This window comes from Allobosea sp. Root483D1 (assembly GCF_001429505.1).
In the GTDB taxonomy this organism is placed as follows: domain Bacteria; phylum Pseudomonadota; class Alphaproteobacteria; order Rhizobiales; family Beijerinckiaceae; genus Allobosea.
Genome location: NZ_LMJW01000004.1, coordinates 326,018 through 343,981, shown reverse-complemented (window position 1 = coordinate 343,981; position 17,964 = coordinate 326,018). Strand labels below are relative to the sequence as shown.

Here is a 17,964-nt window from a genome sequence, read left to right as displayed (position 1 = left end):
CCATGGCCATCTCGCTCAAGGAACCGCAGGACAGCGATCTCGGCGAGGTCAGCGAGATCAACGTCACGCCGTTCATCGACGTGATCCTGGTGCTGCTGATCATCTTCATGGTCGCGGCCCCGCTCTCGACGGTCGATGTCGCGGTCGACCTGCCGGTCTCGAACGCGCAGACGCAGCCGCGACCCGACAAGCCGATCTTCCTGACCGTCAAGCAGGACCTCTCGCTCGCCCTCGGCAACGACACGGTGCCGCGCGAGCAATTGCAGGCCACGCTCGACCAGCAGACCAGCAATGACCGCGAGCAGCGCATCTTCCTGCGCGCCGACGGGGCGGTGGCCTATCGCGAGCTGATGGAAGTGATGAACAAGCTGCGCCAGGCCGGCTATCTCAAGATCGCGCTGGTCGGCCTCGAGGACACCGGCCAGGGCGTGGCACAGGGAGCAGGCAAGCCGTGATCGCGACCGCGCCCGACCGCCGCTGGCTCGCCGCTCTGCGCTGGGGCGCAGCGGCACTGACCGTCGCGTCCCTTCATGGCGGACTCGCCTGGGTCGGCGTGAACTGGCGCCCGACGGAAGCCGCAGCCGGCGCGCCTGAGCCGGCGGTGATGATCGAGCTCGCCGCGCTCTCGGTCGCACCCGAGGCACCGCCTGAGAACCTGCCGGTCGCGCAGGAACGGGCCGAGCCGGAACCGCCGCCGCCCGAGCCGGTCAAGGAGGAGCCTCCTCCACCCGAGCCCGAGCCGGAACCGCTTCCCGAGCCGACGCCGGTCGAGCAGCCGGAGATCAAGCTGCCCGAGCTGCCGCAGATCCCGAGGCTCGACGCCGTGCTGCTGCCGCCTCCGCCCGAGTTGAAGCCGGTGGAGAAGAAGCCGGAGCCGAAGCCGAAGATCGTCGAGAAGCCCAAGCCGAAGCCCAAGGTCGTCGAGCGCAAGCCGGTCGAGCAGCGGGCCAAGGAGGCCGTGGCGCCGAAGCCGTCGGAGCAGCGCGCCTCGGCGCCTACCAGCGCCGCACAGGGCACGGCCAGCCAGCCGACGGTCTCGACGGCGTCCTGGCGCGGCTCACTGATCGCGCATCTCAATCGCTACAAGCGCTTCCCGTCCGGCGCGAGCCCGGGCACGGTCCAGATCGCCTTCGCGATCGACCGCAGCGGCAATGTGCTGTCCTCGCGCGTCGTCGGCTCCTCTGGCGATTCCGCGCTGGATGCCGAGGCGGCAGCGATGGTCCGCCGCGCCAGCCCGGTTCCGGCGCCGCCCGCAGGGGTCGGCGGAGGCGGGGCGATCTCGCTCTCGGTGCCGGTGCGCTTCAGCCGGTAAGGCTTCAGCTCAGCGCGGGATGCTCGGGTTCTGGAAGGGCGTGGTCACGGTGTCTCCGACCGCCGCGCCAGTATCGTGAATGTTGTTGCCGAGATGCTCGACCCGGTCGCCCAGGTGGCGGCGTGCGTTCGGATCGACCACGGCAAGCGGGGCGGTGACGACGATACCGGCGGCGGTGCCGACCGCAGCCGCCGCGCTGCCGGTGACCTCGATCAGCCGCTCGCCCAGCCCGACGCGGGAATCCGTGATCGGTTGGCCATCGACGAGGCGCGTTCCGATCAGCTTCACCACCTCGGGGCTCTCGGCGAACTTGCCGTGGTTGAGCTTGTCGCCGGTGCGCAGCTTGGTCAGGTTCAGGACCGTGATCTTGTCCGCCTCGAACTCGCTCTTGTAGGGCTCGACATCAGGATCGACGGCGCCGAGGCGATCCTTGTTGCCCCAGACCCGGCGCGAGACCGCGAGCGCGCGATCATCCTGCGAGACGAAGAGGGTGAACTTTGGCCGCCGCCCCGTCATTTCCGCGATCTGGGTGCGGAAGACGTCGGCATCGACATCGGGCGAGGCGAGCATGACATTGGCGATCTTCGGCGGAATGCCGCGATTGCGCACCGCCATCTGGGTCAAGGCCTCGAGCGCGGCCCAGTTGCCCATCGAGTGGGCCAGAAGCGAGACCTCGCCGACAGCCGGATCGCGCGCCAGAGCCTGCAGCAGTTCCTCCAGCGCGTTGCGCGAATAGGTCGCGCTTTCGCGATCGTAACCATAGGCGAAGAGCGAGCCGCGCGAAGGCCAGGTGAACAGCACCGGCACGACTTCGGCACCGGAATCGTGGACGATCTGGGCGAAGCGGTAGACTGCATCCTCGAAGCGGTTGTTGAAGCCGTGGACGAAGACCATGACGCGGCGCTTCGGCACCCGCGACACCCGCTCATGCAGCCGCGCCAGCCCGGTCCTGGCATCGAGCTTGTCGACCTTGAGCGTCACGAAATCGGTCTCGGGATTGCCCGGCAGCCGGCTCGGCCACTGCACTTCGCCGATCTTGCGGCGGCTGTCCGGCGGGAGCGAGATCGTGATCTCGGCAAAGGACGGCTTGCCGCGCTCGCCAGAATAGAGAACGCCGGCATCGGGATCGGCCGCGCGTGTCGTCGCCACCAGCATGGTGACCTTGCTGGTGCCCGGCGCCGTCGCGGTGACAGGCACGAGCACGCCTTTCACGTCGCCAGCACAGCCGGCGATGAAAACCGCCGCGATTGCGGCCGCGACGACCCGTCGGGCAGCCGGCATCGGCAGGTCTTTGCGGCGGATCGGCATCACGAGCTACCCGAGGTTGGCGCGGCGTCCAGACCATGCTGGCGCGCCGCCTTCCCCGTCAAGGACACCAAAGCCACAGTGGCGGTCAGACCATGTACTGGCCGCCATTGACCTCGATGGTCTGGCCGGTGATGTAGCCGCTCATCGCCGGGCTGGCGAGAAAGAGGAAGACGCCGACATTGTCCTGCGGCGTGCCGACACGCTCCATCGGCACGGTCTTGCGCATCGCCTCGATCTGCTCGGCTGTCGAATAGCGCTCATGGAACGGCGTCATGATCACGCCGGGCGAGACGCCGTTGACCCGGATGCCGAAGGGCACGAACTCCTTGGCCATGCCGCGGGTCAGATTGAGCACGAAGGCCTTGGAGCTTGCATAGAGCGAGGAGCCCGGGCCGCCGCCATTGCGCGCGGCGATCGAGCTCAGATTGATCACGCTCGCCTTGCTGCCAGACGTCTTGAGATAGGGCAGCGCCGCCTTCGAGGCCATCACCACCGAGCGGACATTGAGATCGAGGACGGCGTCGAAGAACTCGTCCTCGATCTCCGCGATCGGCGTGCGCTTCACCAGCGCACCAGCATTGTTGACGAGGACATCGAGCCCACCGAGCTTGTCGGCCGCTTTGTTCACGAGATCGACCGCCTGCGCGCTGTCGGCGACATCGGCCTGCAGCACATGGGCCTCACCGCCGGCTCCCCTGATCTCGGCAGCGACGGCGTTGGCCTGCGCCTCGCTCGACTTGTAGTGCACCACAACGCGCATGCCATGCGCCGCATAGGCCTTGGCCACGCCAGCGCCGATGCCGGTGCTGGAGCCGGTGACGAGGGCGCGCAGCCCCTTGAGATCTTCGAGCATCATTCCTCCCGTGGATGCAGGCTTAAATCGTTTCAGGAACGATCTTGCGCGACGCGAAGCGGAACCGCCAGCGCCGGTTCGGCAACCCCGCCATTCGCCAGGGAAGGTTCAGCCCATCGCCTGGTTGACGAGGGCGAAGCGATGCGCCGGGCCGGGAGCGATCGGCGCCGCGCCACGCGCCATCACGACGCCGGACGCGACGAGCGGCAGGCCGCGCTCGCTCAACCAGGCGCCGAGGCCGGTGCGGGCCGGCACGTCGATGCGGACGAAATCGCCACGGCGGGCGGCGAGCAGCGCCGCGATCAGATTGCAGGCGGCGGCATCGTCGACAGCCGCGACCGGGCCGATCAGCCAGCCGTGGCCATGCCGGCGCAGGAAGCCGAAGCCGGCCGGCGCGCTAGCGCGCTCGATCAGGATCGCATGGCCGCGCGCCAGCAAGGCCTCGAGGACCGGCGCGCGCGGCAGTCCCGTCGCCTCGCCGTCGAGTTGCGCCAGCAGCGGCAGGTCGGCCATGGCGGCCGGACGCATGACCTCGTTCGCTGCGAGGACGGGCACTGCCAGCTCCGGCCAACCGCCCTGGTGCTGACGGACCTCGTCGATGGCGATGAAGCCGTATCTGGCGTAGAGCGGCTCGCCCTGCGGTGTGGCGACGAGCCCGAGCGTCCGCCCTTCCGTCACCGCTATCAGCCGCTCCGTCAGCAGCTTGCCGATGCCCTGGCCTTGCCGGTCGGGGGCGACGATGATCGTGCCGAGGGTGGCGTGGGTCGCACCAAAACCCCAGCTGAGCCCGACGCCGACGACGTCCGATTCACGCGACAGGACGAAGCCCTGGCCGAGCGAAAGCGCGAACTCCCAATCCTCGCGTCGATGCGGCCAGCCGACCGCGGCCGACAACTTCTGGCAGGCGTCGGCATCCGAGAGGCTGGCCGGGCGAAGCGTGAACTCGAGCGACTGCATCGGCCGGCCCTCAGCGGCAGAATCCGGCGCAGCCGGACTGCCAGAATGGCGCCTCACCATCGAGAGGCGGCACCGAGGGACGCGGCTTCGCGTCCGGCAGATCTGATGGCACCGGCACGACCAGCTCCCACCAGCGATGGGCGCATTGCGAGCGGAAAGCCATCTGGTCGCTGATCGAGGTGTTCTCGCGGGCAAGGACCGCGTCGAGCGCATCGCAGGCGCGGCGGAGCGCGGCGTCGTTGCCGTCACCGGGCTCATTCGCATAATCATGGAAGGCGGTGGTGAAGGCCTCCATCTCGCGCGCGATATGCGGCCAGTCCTGCCGGCCGAGGTTCCAGGCATCCATCCATTCGCGCACCACCGTCTCGACCGCCTCGGCCTTCGGCTTGCCGGCGACCTTGCGGGCCGTGGTCAGCATATGGCGCATCAGTTCGGCACGGGCGTGGAGCTGTCGGGCGGCGAGCGCGGCGGTCTGCATCGCCAGAATCGCGCGCTCGGCCTCGCGCTGCAGCTCCTCGACGAAATGGGCCATATCCTTCTCCGCTCAGGGCAGCGTCGCCAGCCGAGCGAACATATGCTCGAACAACGCTTCGGCCTCGACGCTGGCCACGACAAACGCATTGGCCGGCTGCTTGAGCCGGCCGTTCCAGTCGATGGTGGTGCGGCCCCGCAAGGGACCGTCACCGGTCTCGACCTCGACGAAACAGTCGCGGCCGGAAAAGAGTTCCGGCCAGAGCAGGAAAGCAATCACGCACGGATCGTGCATGGGATGACCGGCTGTGCCAAGGCCGCCGGGACGTGGGCGGGTCAGCATGCTGTGCACCGCTTTGCCCGCCGCATTGCCGAAAGTGAGCAGGCGCGCGACCTGTTCATGCGAGGCGATCGCCTGATGGGTGACGCCCAAGCCGAACATCACGATCGGGCGGCCGCAACCGAAGACGATCGCAGCCGCGTGCGGGTCGACATGGACGTTGAATTCGGCGGCAGGCGTGATGTTGCCGAGCGCCAAGGCGCCACCCATTAGCGCGATGCGCTTCACCTTACCAAGCACGTCCGGCGCCAACCGGAAGGCGAGCGCGAGATTGGTCAGCGGTCCCAGCGGGCAGAGCGTGACGCTGTCGTCCGGCGCGGCACGCAAGATGGCGATCAGCGCCTCGACGGCATGGCCGGCCTCGGCCTTGCAGCGCGGCGGCGGCAGGTCGGCACCGGCGAGGCCATCGGGCCCGCAGACGAATTCGGCGGTCGAGAGCGGGAAGATCAGTGGCCTATCGGCCCCGGCATGGACCGGCACGTCCTCGCGGCCGGCGAGCTCGCGGATACGCAGCGCGTTGGCGGTGGTCAGCGCGAGCGGGACATTGCCGGCGACGGTAGTGATCGCCTTGAGGTCGAGTTCCCGGCTGGCGAAGGCGAGCAGCAGGGCGACGGCGTCGTCCTGGCCCGGATCGGTATCGATGACGATCGTCTCGCTGGTCATCTCAGGCTGCCCTGGCGTTGCCGGCCATGATCATGTGGCTGAGATCGTCGGCGGTGAGGTCGCCGAGCGGCCGATCGACATACTTCCGGCCGGCGCCCATGATCACCACCCGGTCGGCGAGCGCGACCACGTCGCGCATATTGTGGCTGATCAGCAGGACGGTGCGCCCGTCCGCCTTGAGCTTGCGGATCAGCTCGAGAACGAGCGCCGTCTCCTTGACGCCGAGCGCCGCCGTTGGCTCGTCCATAATAATGATCTCGGCCTTCCAGCGCAGGGCGCGCGAGATCGCGACCGCCTGGCGCTGGCCGCCCGAGAGCCGCTCGACCGGCCGGTCCATATCCTCGACCGTGACCGAGAGCTGCTTGAGGAAGCCGCGCGCTTCCTGCGCCATCTTCTTCTTGTCGAGCACGCGCAGGAAGGGCAGCAGGACAGGCTTCGTCAACTCGGAGCCCATGAAGACGTTCTGGGCGATCGAGAGGCGCGGCGCGAGCGCGAGATCCTGATAGATCGTCGCGACGCCATGACTCAGCGCATCATGCGGCGAGGCGAAGACGACCTCCTTGCCGCGCATGCTGAGGCTGCCCGAGGTCGCCTCCTCGGCGCCGGAGACCACCTTGATCAGACTCGACTTGCCGGCGCCGTTGTCGCCGCAGATGGCGACGACCTCGCCGGCAAAGATGTCGAGATCGACCTCGCGCACCGCCACGACCGGGCCGTAGCTCTTGCCGATGCCGCGGAGGGAGAGGATGGGTGTGGTCATGGCGCAATCATTCGATGCAGAGCGTCATTCTCGGCCGGAGCGAAGCGCAGAGCCGAGAATCTCCGGAAAGAGATGCTCGGGTCTACGCCCGAGCATGACGGCAAATGCTCACTTCAGGAACTGCTGGACGTTGTTCTTGTCGACCAGCACGGCGTCGGTGAAGAGATAGGGGCCAGCGGCGATGGTCTCCTTCGGCTTCTTCTCGACGACGATCGCCTGGATGGCGTCGACCGCCTGCTTGCCCATCTCCTCGAACGGGATCGAGACGGTGGCCATGAAGGTCGAGGCCGGGTCGGCGATGCGGGCATAGGTCTCCTTGCCGCCATCGACCGAGACCAGCGGGATCTGGCCCTTCTTCACGCCCTGCGCCTGCAGGAGGTCATCGATGATGTAGGCCTGACCGTCGAACGAGGCCCAGATGCCGTTGATCTTGCCCTGGTTCTGCAGGAGCAGCGCCTGCATGCCGGCGCGGACATCGTCGCGCCAGCTCTGGGTGCGGGCCATCGAGAACTTGCCGAGCTCCTTCACGCCCTGGTTCTCGGAGAGCACGTTGTCGAGCAGCTTGCCGCGAATGCGCGAGGCGACGTTGAGGTCGAAGCGGGCGGTGACGATGTTGCCCTGATAGCCGAGCTGGCCGAGCAGATAGAGCGCAGCTTCCGCGCCGACCTTGTACTCATTGGTCTGGATGTCGAAGAGCGCGTGCGGGCTCGAGCCCGACTGCACGGTGATGACCGGGATTTTGGCGTCCTTGGCCGCCTTGAACTGGGCGTCGGCCTCGACCGGCTTGCCCATGGCGATGATGATCGCGTCGACCTTCTTGGCGATCAGCGCGTCGAACTGCTCGGCGTGCCTGGGCAGCGCGCCTTCCGAGTTCAGCAGCGTGACGTTCCAGCCCTTGGCCTTGGCGGCGGCGGTGGCGGCATTGGCGACGCGGGCATGCGTCTCCGACGAGAACTGGAAGCCGATGACGCCGAGCTCGAAGGCCTGCGCTCCCTGCCCGAGACCGATGACGGCAGCGGCCGCCAGCACAACCCTCTTCAAACCGACCATGACAACCTCTCCCCTCGTTATCGTTGTGACCTGTCAGACCTTGAACGCCGCCTTCTTCATCACGCTGGCCGAGAAGGCGACCGAGCCGATGATGATGACGCCGAGCACGATGTCCTGAACGTAATAGGGCGCGCCGAGCAGCACCAAGCCGTTGCCGAGCACCTTCAGCACCAAAGCCGCGAAAACCGTGCCGGGCACGTTAGGCTTGCCCGGCTCGAACATGGTCATGCCGAGCAGCACGGCGGCAATGGCGTAGAGGAGGTAGTCGCCCGCCATGTTCGGCGCGGCCGAGGACAGGTTGGCGGCGAGCAGGACGGCGGTGATCGCGGCGAGGATACCCGAGAGCAGCAGGCCGATGCGCTTCATCCGAGCCGTGGCAATGCCGGAGAGCCTGGCAGCCTCGTCGGCCTCGCCGGTCGCGACCATGTGGGCGCCGGTGCGGGTCCATTTGACGAGGCCCCAGGCGAAGAGGGTGACGCCCGTGAGCCAGAGCACGAGATTGGGGATGCCGAAGGTGTAGCCGCGCGCCAGACCGGTGAAACTGACCGGCCAGCGGCCGACGAAGGCGATGCCCTGCGTGATCATGAAAGCGAAGCCCTTGGCGATCGCCGCCGTGCCGAGCGTCATGATCAGCGACGGGATACGCAGCACAGTGACGCCGTAGCCGTTGAGGCCTCCGAGCAGCGCGCCGACCGAGAGGGCGGCCAGGACCGCGACCAGCGGCGGATACTGAAGCTGCACCAGCCAGCCGCAGACCACGGCGGCAAGGCTCGCCATCTCGGCGATCGAGAGATCGAGCTCGGCGACGGTGAAGGCGAGCGCGAAGCCGAGCGCCAGGATGGCGAGGAAGCTGGTATCCTTCAGCACGTTGATGATGTTCATCGTCGTCGCGAAGTTCGGCGCGAAGACGACGAAGAAGACGATCAGGGCAAGTCCGGCGAGCGCGGTGCCGTAGCGGCCGATGATCTCGCGCATCGTCAGGCGTTCCCTGTCGCGATCGCCGAGATCGGCGAGAGGATCTCGATGCCGCCGGTGACCGGGATCAGCGCGCCGGTGACGAAGGCTGCTGCGGGCGAGAGCAGGAAGGCGATGACGCCGGCGACGTCCTCCGGCCGGCCGAGGCGCCCGAGCGGGGTGCGCTGCGAGGCGCCTTCGACCAGCGCATTGAACTGCCTGGCGAAGCCGCCACGCACCATCGGCGTGTCGATGATCCCTGGCGCGACCGCATTGACGCGAATGCCATGGCGGCCGAGCTGCTGGGCCATGCCGTAGGTCAGCGTCGCCACGCCGCCCTTGGCCGAGCCATAGGCGAGATTGGCGCCACCATTGCTATGGGCGATCGAGGAGATGTGGACGATGGCGCCGCCCTCGCCCTGCGCGATCAACTGCTTCGACACGGCCTTGGAGACGCGGAAGACGGCAGAGAGGTTGATGTCGACGAGCCTGTCCCACTCCTCGTCCTCCATCTCGACCATCGGCACCGGCCGCGAGGCGCCGGCGCCGGTGACGAGATTGTCGAGCCGGCCAAAACGCTCGACCGCGAGCTCCACCAGCGCCCCGGCGAGGTCGCGATCGCGGACATCGCCGGTCATGGCGGCAACGTCGGCGCCTTCAGCTTGCAGGCGATCAGCCAGCTCGACGAGAGGGCCGGCTTCCAATCCGGAGAGCACGAGCCGGTGTCCGGGGGCCAGCGTCATCGCAAGCGCGCCGCCGATGCCGCCGGATGCTCCGGTGATCAGGGTGACAGGCTTCGGCATCAGCCCGCCTTGCCGACTGAGGCGGAGACAGGAAACGCGGCGGCGCGGCGCGGAAGCGACATGGACCTCTCTTCGGAGATTGGTTCCATCTGGGTAAGGGGCAAGCTCTTTAGCCGCAACGTCAATCGGCGTGCAGGATCGCGGCCGCTGACGCATGGCGCGCGAGGTCGGCCAGCGGCCGTTTCTCCTCCGCGGCGGCGACGAGATCGCGCGAGATCGGCGCCAGCACGTCCTCGGCCCGGCGGAACAGAGCGAACAGCGCATCATAGGCTGGCTTGAGGGCCGGGTCGGGCTCGAAGCGGCGCGCGACGATGACGAGTGCCTCCTGCGCTTCCGCGAGCGAAACGAAGCGGCCAAGGCCGGTGAAAGCGACGATCGCCGCGCCGAGCAGGCCCGGCTCCTTCGAGGCTGCGACCACGACCGGCCTGCCACAGAGATCGGCCTTGACCTGGCTCCAGACTGGATTGGCCGCAGCGCCGCCGCCGAAGCGGATTTCGGTCGCAGCCCGGCCGAGTGCAGTCTCAGCCCGCTCGAGCACGATCCTATTCAGGCAAGCGACACCCTCCAGCACGGCAAAGGCAAGATCGGTCGGGCCATGCTGGCGATTGAGCCCGACGAGGGCGCCGCGCAAGGACGGATCCCAATAGGGCACGCGCTCGCCCTGGAGATAGGGCAGGAAGAGCAGCGGCTGCGACTGGCGCGGGCGGCCGAGGAGCGCATCGATCTCCGGCCCGATCTCGGCACCATCGCGCCCGAGCAATGCGAGCAGCCACGTAACGCTGTCGGCGCCGGTCTGGCTGGGGCCACCGAGCTGGAACAGGCCGCGCCAGTCGACGGTGAGCAAACCTTCCGCCCGCGCCGGCTCGCGGCCGATAACACCGAGCACCTCGGTGGTGCCGGAGATGTTGTAGGCATAGCCCTCGCGCATGGCGCCGAGGCCGACCACCGCCGCCCAGGTGTCGTTCGAGGCGCAGAAGACCGGCTTGCCGATGAGGCGATCGAGCGGCGCGGGCAAATCCGACTGAATCGGGCCAACCTCCTCCCAGGGCTCCAGCATTTCCGGGAGGATCGACGCCGGGATGCCGGCGGCCGCCAGCAGATCGCGGCCGTCATGCGACGCTGCCACAGCGAGCAACCGCGCCATCGAGACCGGGTCGCTGGCCCGTCGGCCGGTCAGGCGGAAATTCAGATAGTCTTTCGGCTCGAGCAGGCAGGCGAGCCTGTCGAAAAACTCTGGCTCCTGCTCGCGCAGCCAGGCCAGGCGGGCGAGCGGATGGAAGGCGTTAATCCCGGCGCTCTCGGGATGAGCCGGATCGAGCGTCTCGCGCAGACGCGCTGCGAGCGCATTCGAACGTGTATCCTTCCACGTCATGGCTGGGCGCACGGACCGGCCGTTCCGGTCGAGAAAGATCTGCGTGCGGGTGACGCCGCAGATCGCGACTGCCTCGACCGCCTCGAACAGCGCCGGCGCGCCCGCCGCCAGCCCGGAGCAGGCCTCAATCAGCAGGGCCCACCAGGCCTCGGCCTCGATCTCGGAGCTGCCCGATCGATCGTCTTGGCTCGCCGGCCCGGCAATGGCGTGCTGGGCTTGGATGCAGCCGGTGTCATCGACGAGGGCGGCGCGGAAGGAGGTGCCGCCGAGGTCACAGGCGAGGACGATGCTCATGCCCTCGCCCTGCGTCAGGTGCTGACATTGGTCAAGCGGCAATCACGACCGGACCCTGAGAGCCCTCATCCTGAGGAGCAGCCGAAGGCTGCGTCTCGAAGGATGGTCCAGAAGGCTCCGGAGACATCTGGACCATCCTTCGAGACGGCCCTGCGGGCCTCCTCAGGATGAGGGCTGAGGAGAGATATCCGGAGGAGGAACCCTCAAGCGGCGCGGTCCTTCATGCCGCCATCGGTCAGGCGGTACCAGGCGATGATCGCCGAGACATACAGCTCGTTCAGCGCGTGCAGCGGCAGCGGCGCGATCGACGTCACCGGGAAGGGCAGGCTCGCCCTGTCGCCGGTCGAGAGATATTCGGCCATCGCCTTGCCCATCGCCGTCTGCAGGCCGACGCCGCGGCCCATGCAGCCGATGTCGACGAGCAGGCCCGGTTCCGGCTCGTGCAGATGCGGCAGGAAATCGCGGGTCAGTGCGACACGGCCGCACCAGCGATAATCGAAGCGCAACCCCTTGGCCTGCGGATACATCTTGCCGACGACGCGTTCGAGATGGGCCCAGTCGGCGGCATCGCGCGGCTCGCGGAAAGGGCCGCGCCCGCCCATCAGCAGCCGGTTGCCGTGGTCCTTGCGGAAATAGAGCAGGAGCTGGCGGGTGTCGGAGGTCACCTGTCCCTCGGGCAGGATCGTGCCGGCGAGATTGTCGGAGAGCGGCTCGGTCGCGACGATGAAGGAATTCGGCCGGATCACCGTCTGGCGCAGTTTCGGGATCAGGTCGCCGGTATAGCCATTGGTCGCGATCACCACGCGCGGCGCGGTGACGCTGGCGCCCTGCGCGGTGCGGACAGTCCAATTCCCGCCGTCGCGGCGCAAGTCAGTCACCGGGCTCTGGCCGTGGATCGCGGCGCCCGCCTTCTGCGCGGCGCGGGCAAGGCCGCGGGCATAGGCGAGCGGCTGGACGCCGCCGCCGCGCGGGTCGAGCCAGCCGCCGAGATAGCGGTCGGTGCCGATCAGCCGCCCGACCGCATCGGCATCGAGGAAGCGTGCGCCGACGCCCCGCATTGCCCATTCGTCAGCACGACGCTTCACCGTCTCGACCATGGCCGGCGTATGCGCGCCCTGGATCCAGCCGGCGCGGCGATACGGCACGTCCATGCCGTGCTTCTCGATCAGCCCGAAGACGAGATCGGCAGTCGAGCCGACGAAGGAAACCAGGGCTGCGCCGGCCTCGGCCCCATATTTGGAAACGATCTCGGAGGGATCGTATTTGATGCCGGGGATGACCTGGCCGCCATTGCGGCCCGACGCGCCCCAGCCAGGCTCGCGCGCTTCCAGCACCACCACCGAGACGCCGGATTCGGCGAGATGCAGCGCGGTCGAGAGGCCGGCATAGCCGCCGCCGACGATGCAGACATCGGCCCGGACATCGCTCGCGAGCGGCGGCGTCTCGGCTGCAACGGGAGCAGTCGCATGCCAAAGCGAGGGCTGCAGCGGGAAAGGCTCGGCCATGTCGGTATCCCCTCAGATCGGCTTGAGCACGCGGCGCAAAAAGTCCTGCGTGCGCGGATTGCGCGGCGCGCTCAGCACCTCGCGGGCAGCGCCCTCCTCGACGATGACACCGCCGTCGAGGAAGAGTACGCGGTCGGCGACCTCGCGGGCGAAGCCCATCTCGTGGGTGACGACCAGCATGGTCATGCCATCCTCGGCGAGGCTCTTCATCACGCCGAGCACCTCGCCGACCAGTTCGGGATCGAGCGCCGAGGTCGGCTCGTCGAACAGGATCGCCTTGGGCTGCATGGCAAGCGCGCGGGCGATGGCGACGCGCTGCATCTGCCCGCCGGAGAGCTGGGCTGGATAGGCGCCGAGCTTATCGGCGAGGCCGACGCGAGCGAGCAGGTCGCGGCCGCGCTCGAGTGCCTGCGCCCGCGGCTCCTTCTTCACATGGATCGGCCCCTCGACGACGTTTTCGAGCGCCGTCCGGTGCGGGAACAGGTTGAAGCGCTGGAACACCATCGCCATCGCGGTGCGGACGGCGACGATCGAGCGGTCGGCGCGGTCGACTTTCATCCCATCGATCAGGATCGAGCCGCCATCATAGGCTTCGAGCCCGTTGATGCAGCGCAGGATGGTCGACTTGCCGGAGCCCGACGGGCCGATCAGGCAGACGACCTCGCCGCGCTGGACGCTTCCGGTGATGCCCTTCAGCACCTGATGGGCGCCGAAGCTCTTGGTGACGCCGGAGAGCTCGATCATCGCCTGGCTCCCTTGCCGAAGCGGCGTTCGAGCCAGCTGACGAAGGCGATCAGCGGCAGGCTCATCGAGAGGTAGAGCAGCGCCACCATCGAATAGACCGTCATGTTCTTGAAGGTCGAGGACGCCAGGATCTGGCCCTGCAAGGTCAGCTCGGCGACCGTGATGGTCGAGGCCTGCGAGGAATCCTTCAGCATCATGATCATGATGTTGCCATAGGGCGGCAGGATCACCTTGACCGCCTGGGGCAGGATCACCCGGCGCATCATCAGGAACCAGCCCATGCCGATCGACTGGGCCGCCTCGATCTGGCCGTGGTCGATCGCCTCGATGCCGGCCCGGAAATTCTCGGAATGATAGGCCGAATAGGCGATGCCGAGGCCGATGATGGAGGCCTGCAAGGCCGAGAGCGCCACGCCGAATTCGGGGAAGACGAAGTAGATATAGAACAGCTGCACCAGGATCGGGATGCCGCGCAGTACGTTGACGACGGTCTTCGCGACAAAGGCGAGCCAGCCGATGCCGGAGACGCGCATCAGCGCCCAGACAAGGCCGAGCACGGTGGAGATTGCCAGCGAGCCGAGCGTCACCAGGACGGTGAACTTCAGGCCCTGGAGCAGGATCGGCAGGAAGGTGCCGGCATCGCGCAGGACGGTCTGCATCAGCCTCGAACTGTCCTGAAAGGAGCGGCGCCGGGTGCGCCGCCTCGTGGCGAAAAAGGAGCGTGCTTCAGCGCGGCGGGCGCAACCTCAATCGAGGCCCCATTTGCCGAGGATCTTGGCGAGGCTGCCATCGGCCTTGAGCTTGGCGAGCGCGGTGTTGACCTTCTTCAAGAGTTCGCCATCGCTCTTGCGCACGCCGATGCCGACCGAGCCGGTGAGCATCGGCTCATAGGATTTCACCAGCCTCACCTGCGGGAACAGGCCCTGCTGCAAATTGTAGGCGACGATCGGCAAATCGGCGAAGCCTGCCTGGATGCGGCCGGCGTTCACGTCGGACAGGATGTCGGGAATGGTCTTGTAGATCTTGACCTCGGCGACGACGCCGCCCTTCTGCAGCGGCTCGACATAGGCGGTGCCGACCTGGGCCCCGACCGTGTAGCCCTTCATGTCGGCGATGGTCTTGTAGTCCTTCGTATCGGACTTCGGCACCATCAGGCCTTCGCCATAGGTGTAGATCGGGTCGGAGAAGTCGATTACCTCCTTGCGCGCCGGGGTGATGTACATGGCCGCCGCGATCAGATCGATCTTGTTCGTAGTCAGGCCGGCGATCAGCGTGGAGAACTGCAGCCCCTCGACCTCGACCTTGAAGCCGGCCTCCTTGCCGACCTCCTTGATCAGGTCGACCATCACGCCCTCGATCGTGCTGGTCTTGGTGTCGAGGAAGGTGAAGGGGATGCCGGTCGGCGTCGAGCCGACCTTGAGGACTGACTGGGCCGCGGCCGGCGTCACGGAAGCGGCGACGGCGCCTCCGGCCAGCAGGGTCAGGAAGGTCCGGCGTTCCATGCGATGTCCCCTCTTTATGTCCGTACGCCGCGACTGGCGTCGGCTCGAATTTTCATGAGCATGAAGATACGAGCACAGGGCGGCCTTGCCCGCAAGCGATTTTCATGCACATGAAGAATTGAGAACGAGGAATCGCGATGAGCCTGCCTGCCGCCGACCTGCCGCACCTGCATGTCGACCGCGAGATCGGGGCGCGGCTGCGCCTGCTCAGGCGCGCGCGCCGGCTCTCGCTGGAGGAGCTTGCGAGCCGAACCGGGCTGTCGATCGGCTTCCTCAGCCAGATCGAACGCGGCCTGTCCTCACCGACGCTGCGAGTGCTCGCCGCCGTCGCCGATGCGCTCGGCGTCGCGATCTCCGAGCTCTTCCCAGCCGATCAAAAGCAGGTCGACCCGACCGCCACCATCGTCCGCCAGTCGGATCGCGGCGAATTGCAGCTCTGGCGCTCCGGCATCCGCAAGCAATTGCTCACCCCTCAAGCCGAGGGCGCCAAGCTCAATCTCTTCATCGTCGAGATGGAACCGGGTGCCAGCACGGGCGACGAGCATTACATCCACAATGGCGAGGAGGCCGGCCTCGTGCTCAGCGGCACCATGCTGCTCAACGTCGAGAACGAGAGCTGGGTCATGCGCGAAGGCGACAGCTTCCGCTTCCTGTCCTCGCGCCCGCATCGCTTCGCAAATCAGCATGACGGCGTCACCCGCGTACTCTGGGTCAACTGCCTGTAGCCCGCGCCTGCATGCGCTCAACGCATGACAACGCTCTTTCCTGATAGCCCGATCTGCGTCTAAGCCAATGCTGCCATGAGGAAAGGCGGCTGGACACAGCGCTTCTCCCGGCACGATCGTTGACCAGGGAAACGCAAGGGAGGTCGGCATGGCAGGGCAAGCCGCCAGCGAGACCGTCCCGTTGGGCTCCGAATCCGGGCCGCAGCGGCACACCATCCGTGTGATCCAGATCAAGGCGCCGGCGTCATCGGTGCCGAACGATCGCGCCGTCCCTCCCGGACAGCCAGTCAGCCTTACCGCGCCAGAGGATATGCAGTCATGACACAAGCGCGACGGCACCAGCACGACGCTCCCGATGGAACCGCCGCCGGCCCGGCCAGGCCGGCCGAGATCAATGGCGAATTTCGGGTGACGCTGGCTGACGGGGCGATGCTGCGCGCCGTGTCGCAGGGCCAGGGCCGGCCGCTGCTGCTGGTCAGCGGGCTCGCCGGCAGCGCCGCCTTCTGGGACGACAACGCCGCGACGCTCGCCCGCTCTTTCCAGGTGCTGCGCTTCGACCAGCGTGGCATCGGCGCCAGCGACCGCGGCAGCGCGCCCTGCACGATCGACCAGCTGGCGCGCGACTGCCTCGCCGTGCTCGATGCCGCCGGCATCGAACGTGCTACCGTCCTTGGCCACTCGACCGGCGGCTGCATCGGCCTGTCGCTGGCGCGGCAGGCGCCGGAGCGGCTCGACGGGCTGATCGTCAGCGGCAGCTGGCTGAAGCAGAACCGCTATATGACCGCCCTGTTCGAGACCCGCCTCGCCATCCTCGACCAGCATCCGCGCGCCTATGCGGCGACGGCAGCGCTGATGGCCTACCCACCGACCTGGCTGGAGGCGCATTGGAGCGTCTATGAGGCAGCGGTCGCGGCCGCGCCCGACAGCCCGGAGGCCAAGCAGGTGGTGCGCGAGCGCATCGACGCGCTGCGCGCTTTCGATGCCTCGGGCTGGGCCGGCGAGATCGAACTGCCGACGCTGATCCTCGGTGCGCGCGACGATCTGATCGTGCCCGCCTTCCTGCAGGAGGAACTCGCGGCGGCCATGCCAGGCGCCCGCAAGACACTGCTCGATTCGGGCGGGCACTTCTTCCCGATCTCCCGCCCCGACGCCTTCACCGCCAATATCGCCGAATGGGTCGGGGCGCTGTAACAGCCGCGACGAACTGCCCTGTATTCAAAGGAGCAGGCTGCGCTATCTCAGAAGGAGTCTAAGCTGAGGAGAGACGGCCCCATGTGCCTGCCAACGAGACTGATCGCCAGCGCCACCCTACTTGCCCTCGCCGCGATTGCCGCCTCCCCCGCCTCGGCGCAGGACGTCTCCGCCGGCGAGCGCTCCTGGAACAAGTGCCGCGCCTGCCACCAGGTCGGTGAGGGCGCCAAGAACCTGGTCGGCCCGCAGCTCAACGGCCTGTTCGGCCGGCACACCGGCGAAGTCGAGGGCTACAGCTATTCCACGGCCAACAAGGGCGCCAACATCACCTGGGACGAGACCNAAGGAAATCGTGGATCTCACCGCCTTCCTCAAGCAGTTCGGCAAGGACGGCAAGAAGCTCTGAGACCGGCCGCCGGGCCGATCGTATCGGGATTCTGACGGGGGCCGCCGGCTGAACGGTGCTGGGGGCACCCGCAACAGCCCGGCTCACCACCACCTCGACGACGCGGAAAAAAGCAGCGGCTCACGCGGGATCGACGCGTGGGCTGGGCTTCAGCGTGCTTCGCCGGAAAGCATTGCCGGCTACAAATTTGACTGGCGGGCAGCCCCCCGAATCACCATATGCTGCCGCCGGAGGGCGCATGGGGAAGTCGGCAAGGGCAGCAAAGGCGGGCGCCGCGAAGCGGGCGGGCGAGCCGAAGGTTCAGATCGGCGCGATCCCGTATCGGCACCGGCCGGACGGTGCTGTCGAGATCATGCTGGTGACGACGCGCGAGACGCAGCGCTGGATCGTGCCGAAAGGCTGGCCGATCCGCGGGCTGAAAGGTCATGAAGCCGCCGCGCGCGAAGCCATGGAGGAAGCCGGGCTCGTCGGCGACGTCACCAAGAAGCCGGTCGGCCGCTACACCTACTGGAAGCGGCGTACGCGCGACTTCGTGCTGTGCAAGGTCAGGCTCTATCTGCTCGCAGTGAAGGACCAGCTCCCGAGCTGGCCCGAGCAGGACCAGCGCCGCAGTCAATGGTTCACCCAGGCGGATGCAGCCGATCTCGTCGATGAACCGGCGCTCGGCGCGATCCTGCGCGGCCTGAAGCTCGACAAGGCCTGAGACCGCACTCTTCCGAATCCGCCAACCATCGCGGACCGACAGAAAACAGGC

The 17,964-nt window shown here is 67.6% G+C and carries 19 protein-coding genes and 1 pseudogene; 6 read left to right on the top strand and 14 right to left on the bottom strand.

Annotated elements, in window-relative coordinates; translation table 11 throughout:
- Nucleotides 1-2: 2 nt before the first annotated feature.
- Complete coding sequence (gene exbD / locus ASE66_RS08660; RefSeq protein ID WP_057189212.1) at nt 3-455, top strand: TonB system transport protein ExbD; 453 nt, start codon at nt 3-5, stop codon at nt 453-455.
- Nucleotides 452-1,312: an energy transducer TonB gene (locus tag ASE66_RS08655; RefSeq protein ID WP_057189211.1), complete on the top strand. Its 861-nt coding sequence runs from the start codon at nt 452-454 to the stop codon at nt 1,310-1,312. The genes exbD and ASE66_RS08655 overlap by 4 nt, the downstream gene beginning before the upstream one ends.
- A 9-nt stretch (nt 1,313-1,321) precedes the next feature.
- On the opposite strand, the gene ASE66_RS08650 is transcribed toward ASE66_RS08655, so the two are convergent.
- From ASE66_RS08650 to ASE66_RS08585, 14 genes are all read right to left on the bottom strand, one after another.
- Nucleotides 1,322-2,620: an alpha/beta hydrolase gene (locus ASE66_RS08650; RefSeq protein ID WP_082613290.1), complete on the bottom strand. Its 1,299-nt coding sequence runs from the start codon at nt 2,618-2,620 to the stop codon at nt 1,322-1,324.
- A gap of 85 nt (nt 2,621-2,705) precedes the next feature.
- Nucleotides 2,706-3,473, bottom strand: coding sequence for an SDR family NAD(P)-dependent oxidoreductase (locus ASE66_RS08645; RefSeq protein WP_082613302.1), 768 nt, complete (start codon nt 3,471-3,473; stop codon nt 2,706-2,708).
- Nucleotides 3,474-3,581: 108 nt separating this feature from the next.
- The gene (locus ASE66_RS08640; RefSeq protein ID WP_057189209.1) at nt 3,582-4,430 is read right to left on the bottom strand and encodes a GNAT family N-acetyltransferase; all 849 of its coding nucleotides are present in this window, start codon (nt 4,428-4,430) and stop codon (nt 3,582-3,584) included.
- Between the two features lie 10 nt (nt 4,431-4,440).
- Nucleotides 4,441-4,962, bottom strand: a complete 522-nt coding sequence (locus tag ASE66_RS32460) for a hypothetical protein (protein ID WP_057189208.1) — start codon at nt 4,960-4,962, stop codon at nt 4,441-4,443.
- A gap of 12 nt (nt 4,963-4,974) precedes the next feature.
- Entirely contained in the window at nt 4,975-5,904 is a 930-nt protein-coding gene (locus tag ASE66_RS08630) for a nucleoside hydrolase (RefSeq protein ID WP_057189207.1), read from the bottom strand.
- A 1-nt stretch (nt 5,905) separates the two neighbouring features.
- Complete coding sequence (locus ASE66_RS08625) at nt 5,906-6,664, bottom strand: ATP-binding cassette domain-containing protein (RefSeq protein ID WP_057189206.1); 759 nt, start codon at nt 6,662-6,664, stop codon at nt 5,906-5,908.
- 108 nt (nt 6,665-6,772) lie between these two features.
- Nucleotides 6,773-7,714, bottom strand: a complete 942-nt coding sequence (locus ASE66_RS08620; protein ID WP_057189205.1) for a sugar ABC transporter substrate-binding protein — start codon at nt 7,712-7,714, stop codon at nt 6,773-6,775.
- Between the two features lie 33 nt (nt 7,715-7,747).
- Entirely contained in the window at nt 7,748-8,689 is a 942-nt protein-coding gene (locus ASE66_RS08615) for an ABC transporter permease (RefSeq protein WP_057189204.1), read from the bottom strand.
- Nucleotides 8,690-8,691: 2 nt separating this feature from the next.
- Nucleotides 8,692-9,471, bottom strand: coding sequence for an SDR family NAD(P)-dependent oxidoreductase (locus ASE66_RS08610; RefSeq protein WP_057189203.1), 780 nt, complete (start codon nt 9,469-9,471; stop codon nt 8,692-8,694).
- Nucleotides 9,472-9,592: 121 nt separating this feature from the next.
- Nucleotides 9,593-11,137 carry a xylulokinase gene (locus ASE66_RS08605; RefSeq protein WP_082613287.1) on the bottom strand — a complete coding sequence of 515 codons (1,545 nt, stop codon included), beginning with the start codon at nt 11,135-11,137 and terminating at the stop codon, nt 9,593-9,595.
- Between the two features lie 203 nt (nt 11,138-11,340).
- On the bottom strand, nt 11,341-12,642 hold the full coding sequence (locus tag ASE66_RS08600; RefSeq protein ID WP_057189202.1) for an NAD(P)/FAD-dependent oxidoreductase: 1,302 nt from the start codon (nt 12,640-12,642) through the stop codon (nt 11,341-11,343).
- A gap of 12 nt (nt 12,643-12,654) precedes the next feature.
- Entirely contained in the window at nt 12,655-13,386 is a 732-nt protein-coding gene (locus ASE66_RS08595) for an amino acid ABC transporter ATP-binding protein (RefSeq protein WP_057189201.1), read from the bottom strand.
- Nucleotides 13,383-14,045 carry an amino acid ABC transporter permease gene (locus tag ASE66_RS08590; RefSeq protein ID WP_057189200.1) on the bottom strand — a complete coding sequence of 221 codons (663 nt, stop codon included), beginning with the start codon at nt 14,043-14,045 and terminating at the stop codon, nt 13,383-13,385. Before ASE66_RS08590 ends, ASE66_RS08595 begins: the two co-directional genes overlap by 4 nt.
- 87 nt (nt 14,046-14,132) lie before the next feature.
- Nucleotides 14,133-14,888, bottom strand: a complete 756-nt coding sequence (locus tag ASE66_RS08585) for an ABC transporter substrate-binding protein (protein ID WP_057189199.1) — start codon at nt 14,886-14,888, stop codon at nt 14,133-14,135.
- 137 nt (nt 14,889-15,025) lie between these two features.
- Between ASE66_RS08585 and ASE66_RS08580 the strand changes: the two genes are divergently transcribed.
- The 4 genes and pseudogenes from ASE66_RS08580 to ASE66_RS08565 all read left to right on the top strand — a co-directional run bounded on the left by ASE66_RS08580 (nt 15,026) and on the right by ASE66_RS08565 (nt 17,913).
- Nucleotides 15,026-15,613 carry a helix-turn-helix domain-containing protein gene (locus ASE66_RS08580; RefSeq protein ID WP_057189198.1) on the top strand — a complete coding sequence of 196 codons (588 nt, stop codon included), beginning with the start codon at nt 15,026-15,028 and terminating at the stop codon, nt 15,611-15,613.
- 318 nt (nt 15,614-15,931) lie between these two features.
- Complete coding sequence (locus ASE66_RS08575) at nt 15,932-16,804, top strand: alpha/beta fold hydrolase (protein WP_082613286.1); 873 nt, start codon at nt 15,932-15,934, stop codon at nt 16,802-16,804.
- A gap of 81 nt (nt 16,805-16,885) precedes the next feature.
- Nucleotides 16,886-17,146: pseudogene (locus ASE66_RS08570) on the top strand (c-type cytochrome); the annotation flags it as partial.
- 302 nt (nt 17,147-17,448) lie between these two features.
- Nucleotides 17,449-17,913 carry an NUDIX hydrolase gene (locus ASE66_RS08565; RefSeq protein ID WP_057189196.1) on the top strand — a complete coding sequence of 155 codons (465 nt, stop codon included), beginning with the start codon at nt 17,449-17,451 and terminating at the stop codon, nt 17,911-17,913.
- Nucleotides 17,914-17,964 lie beyond the last annotated feature (51 nt).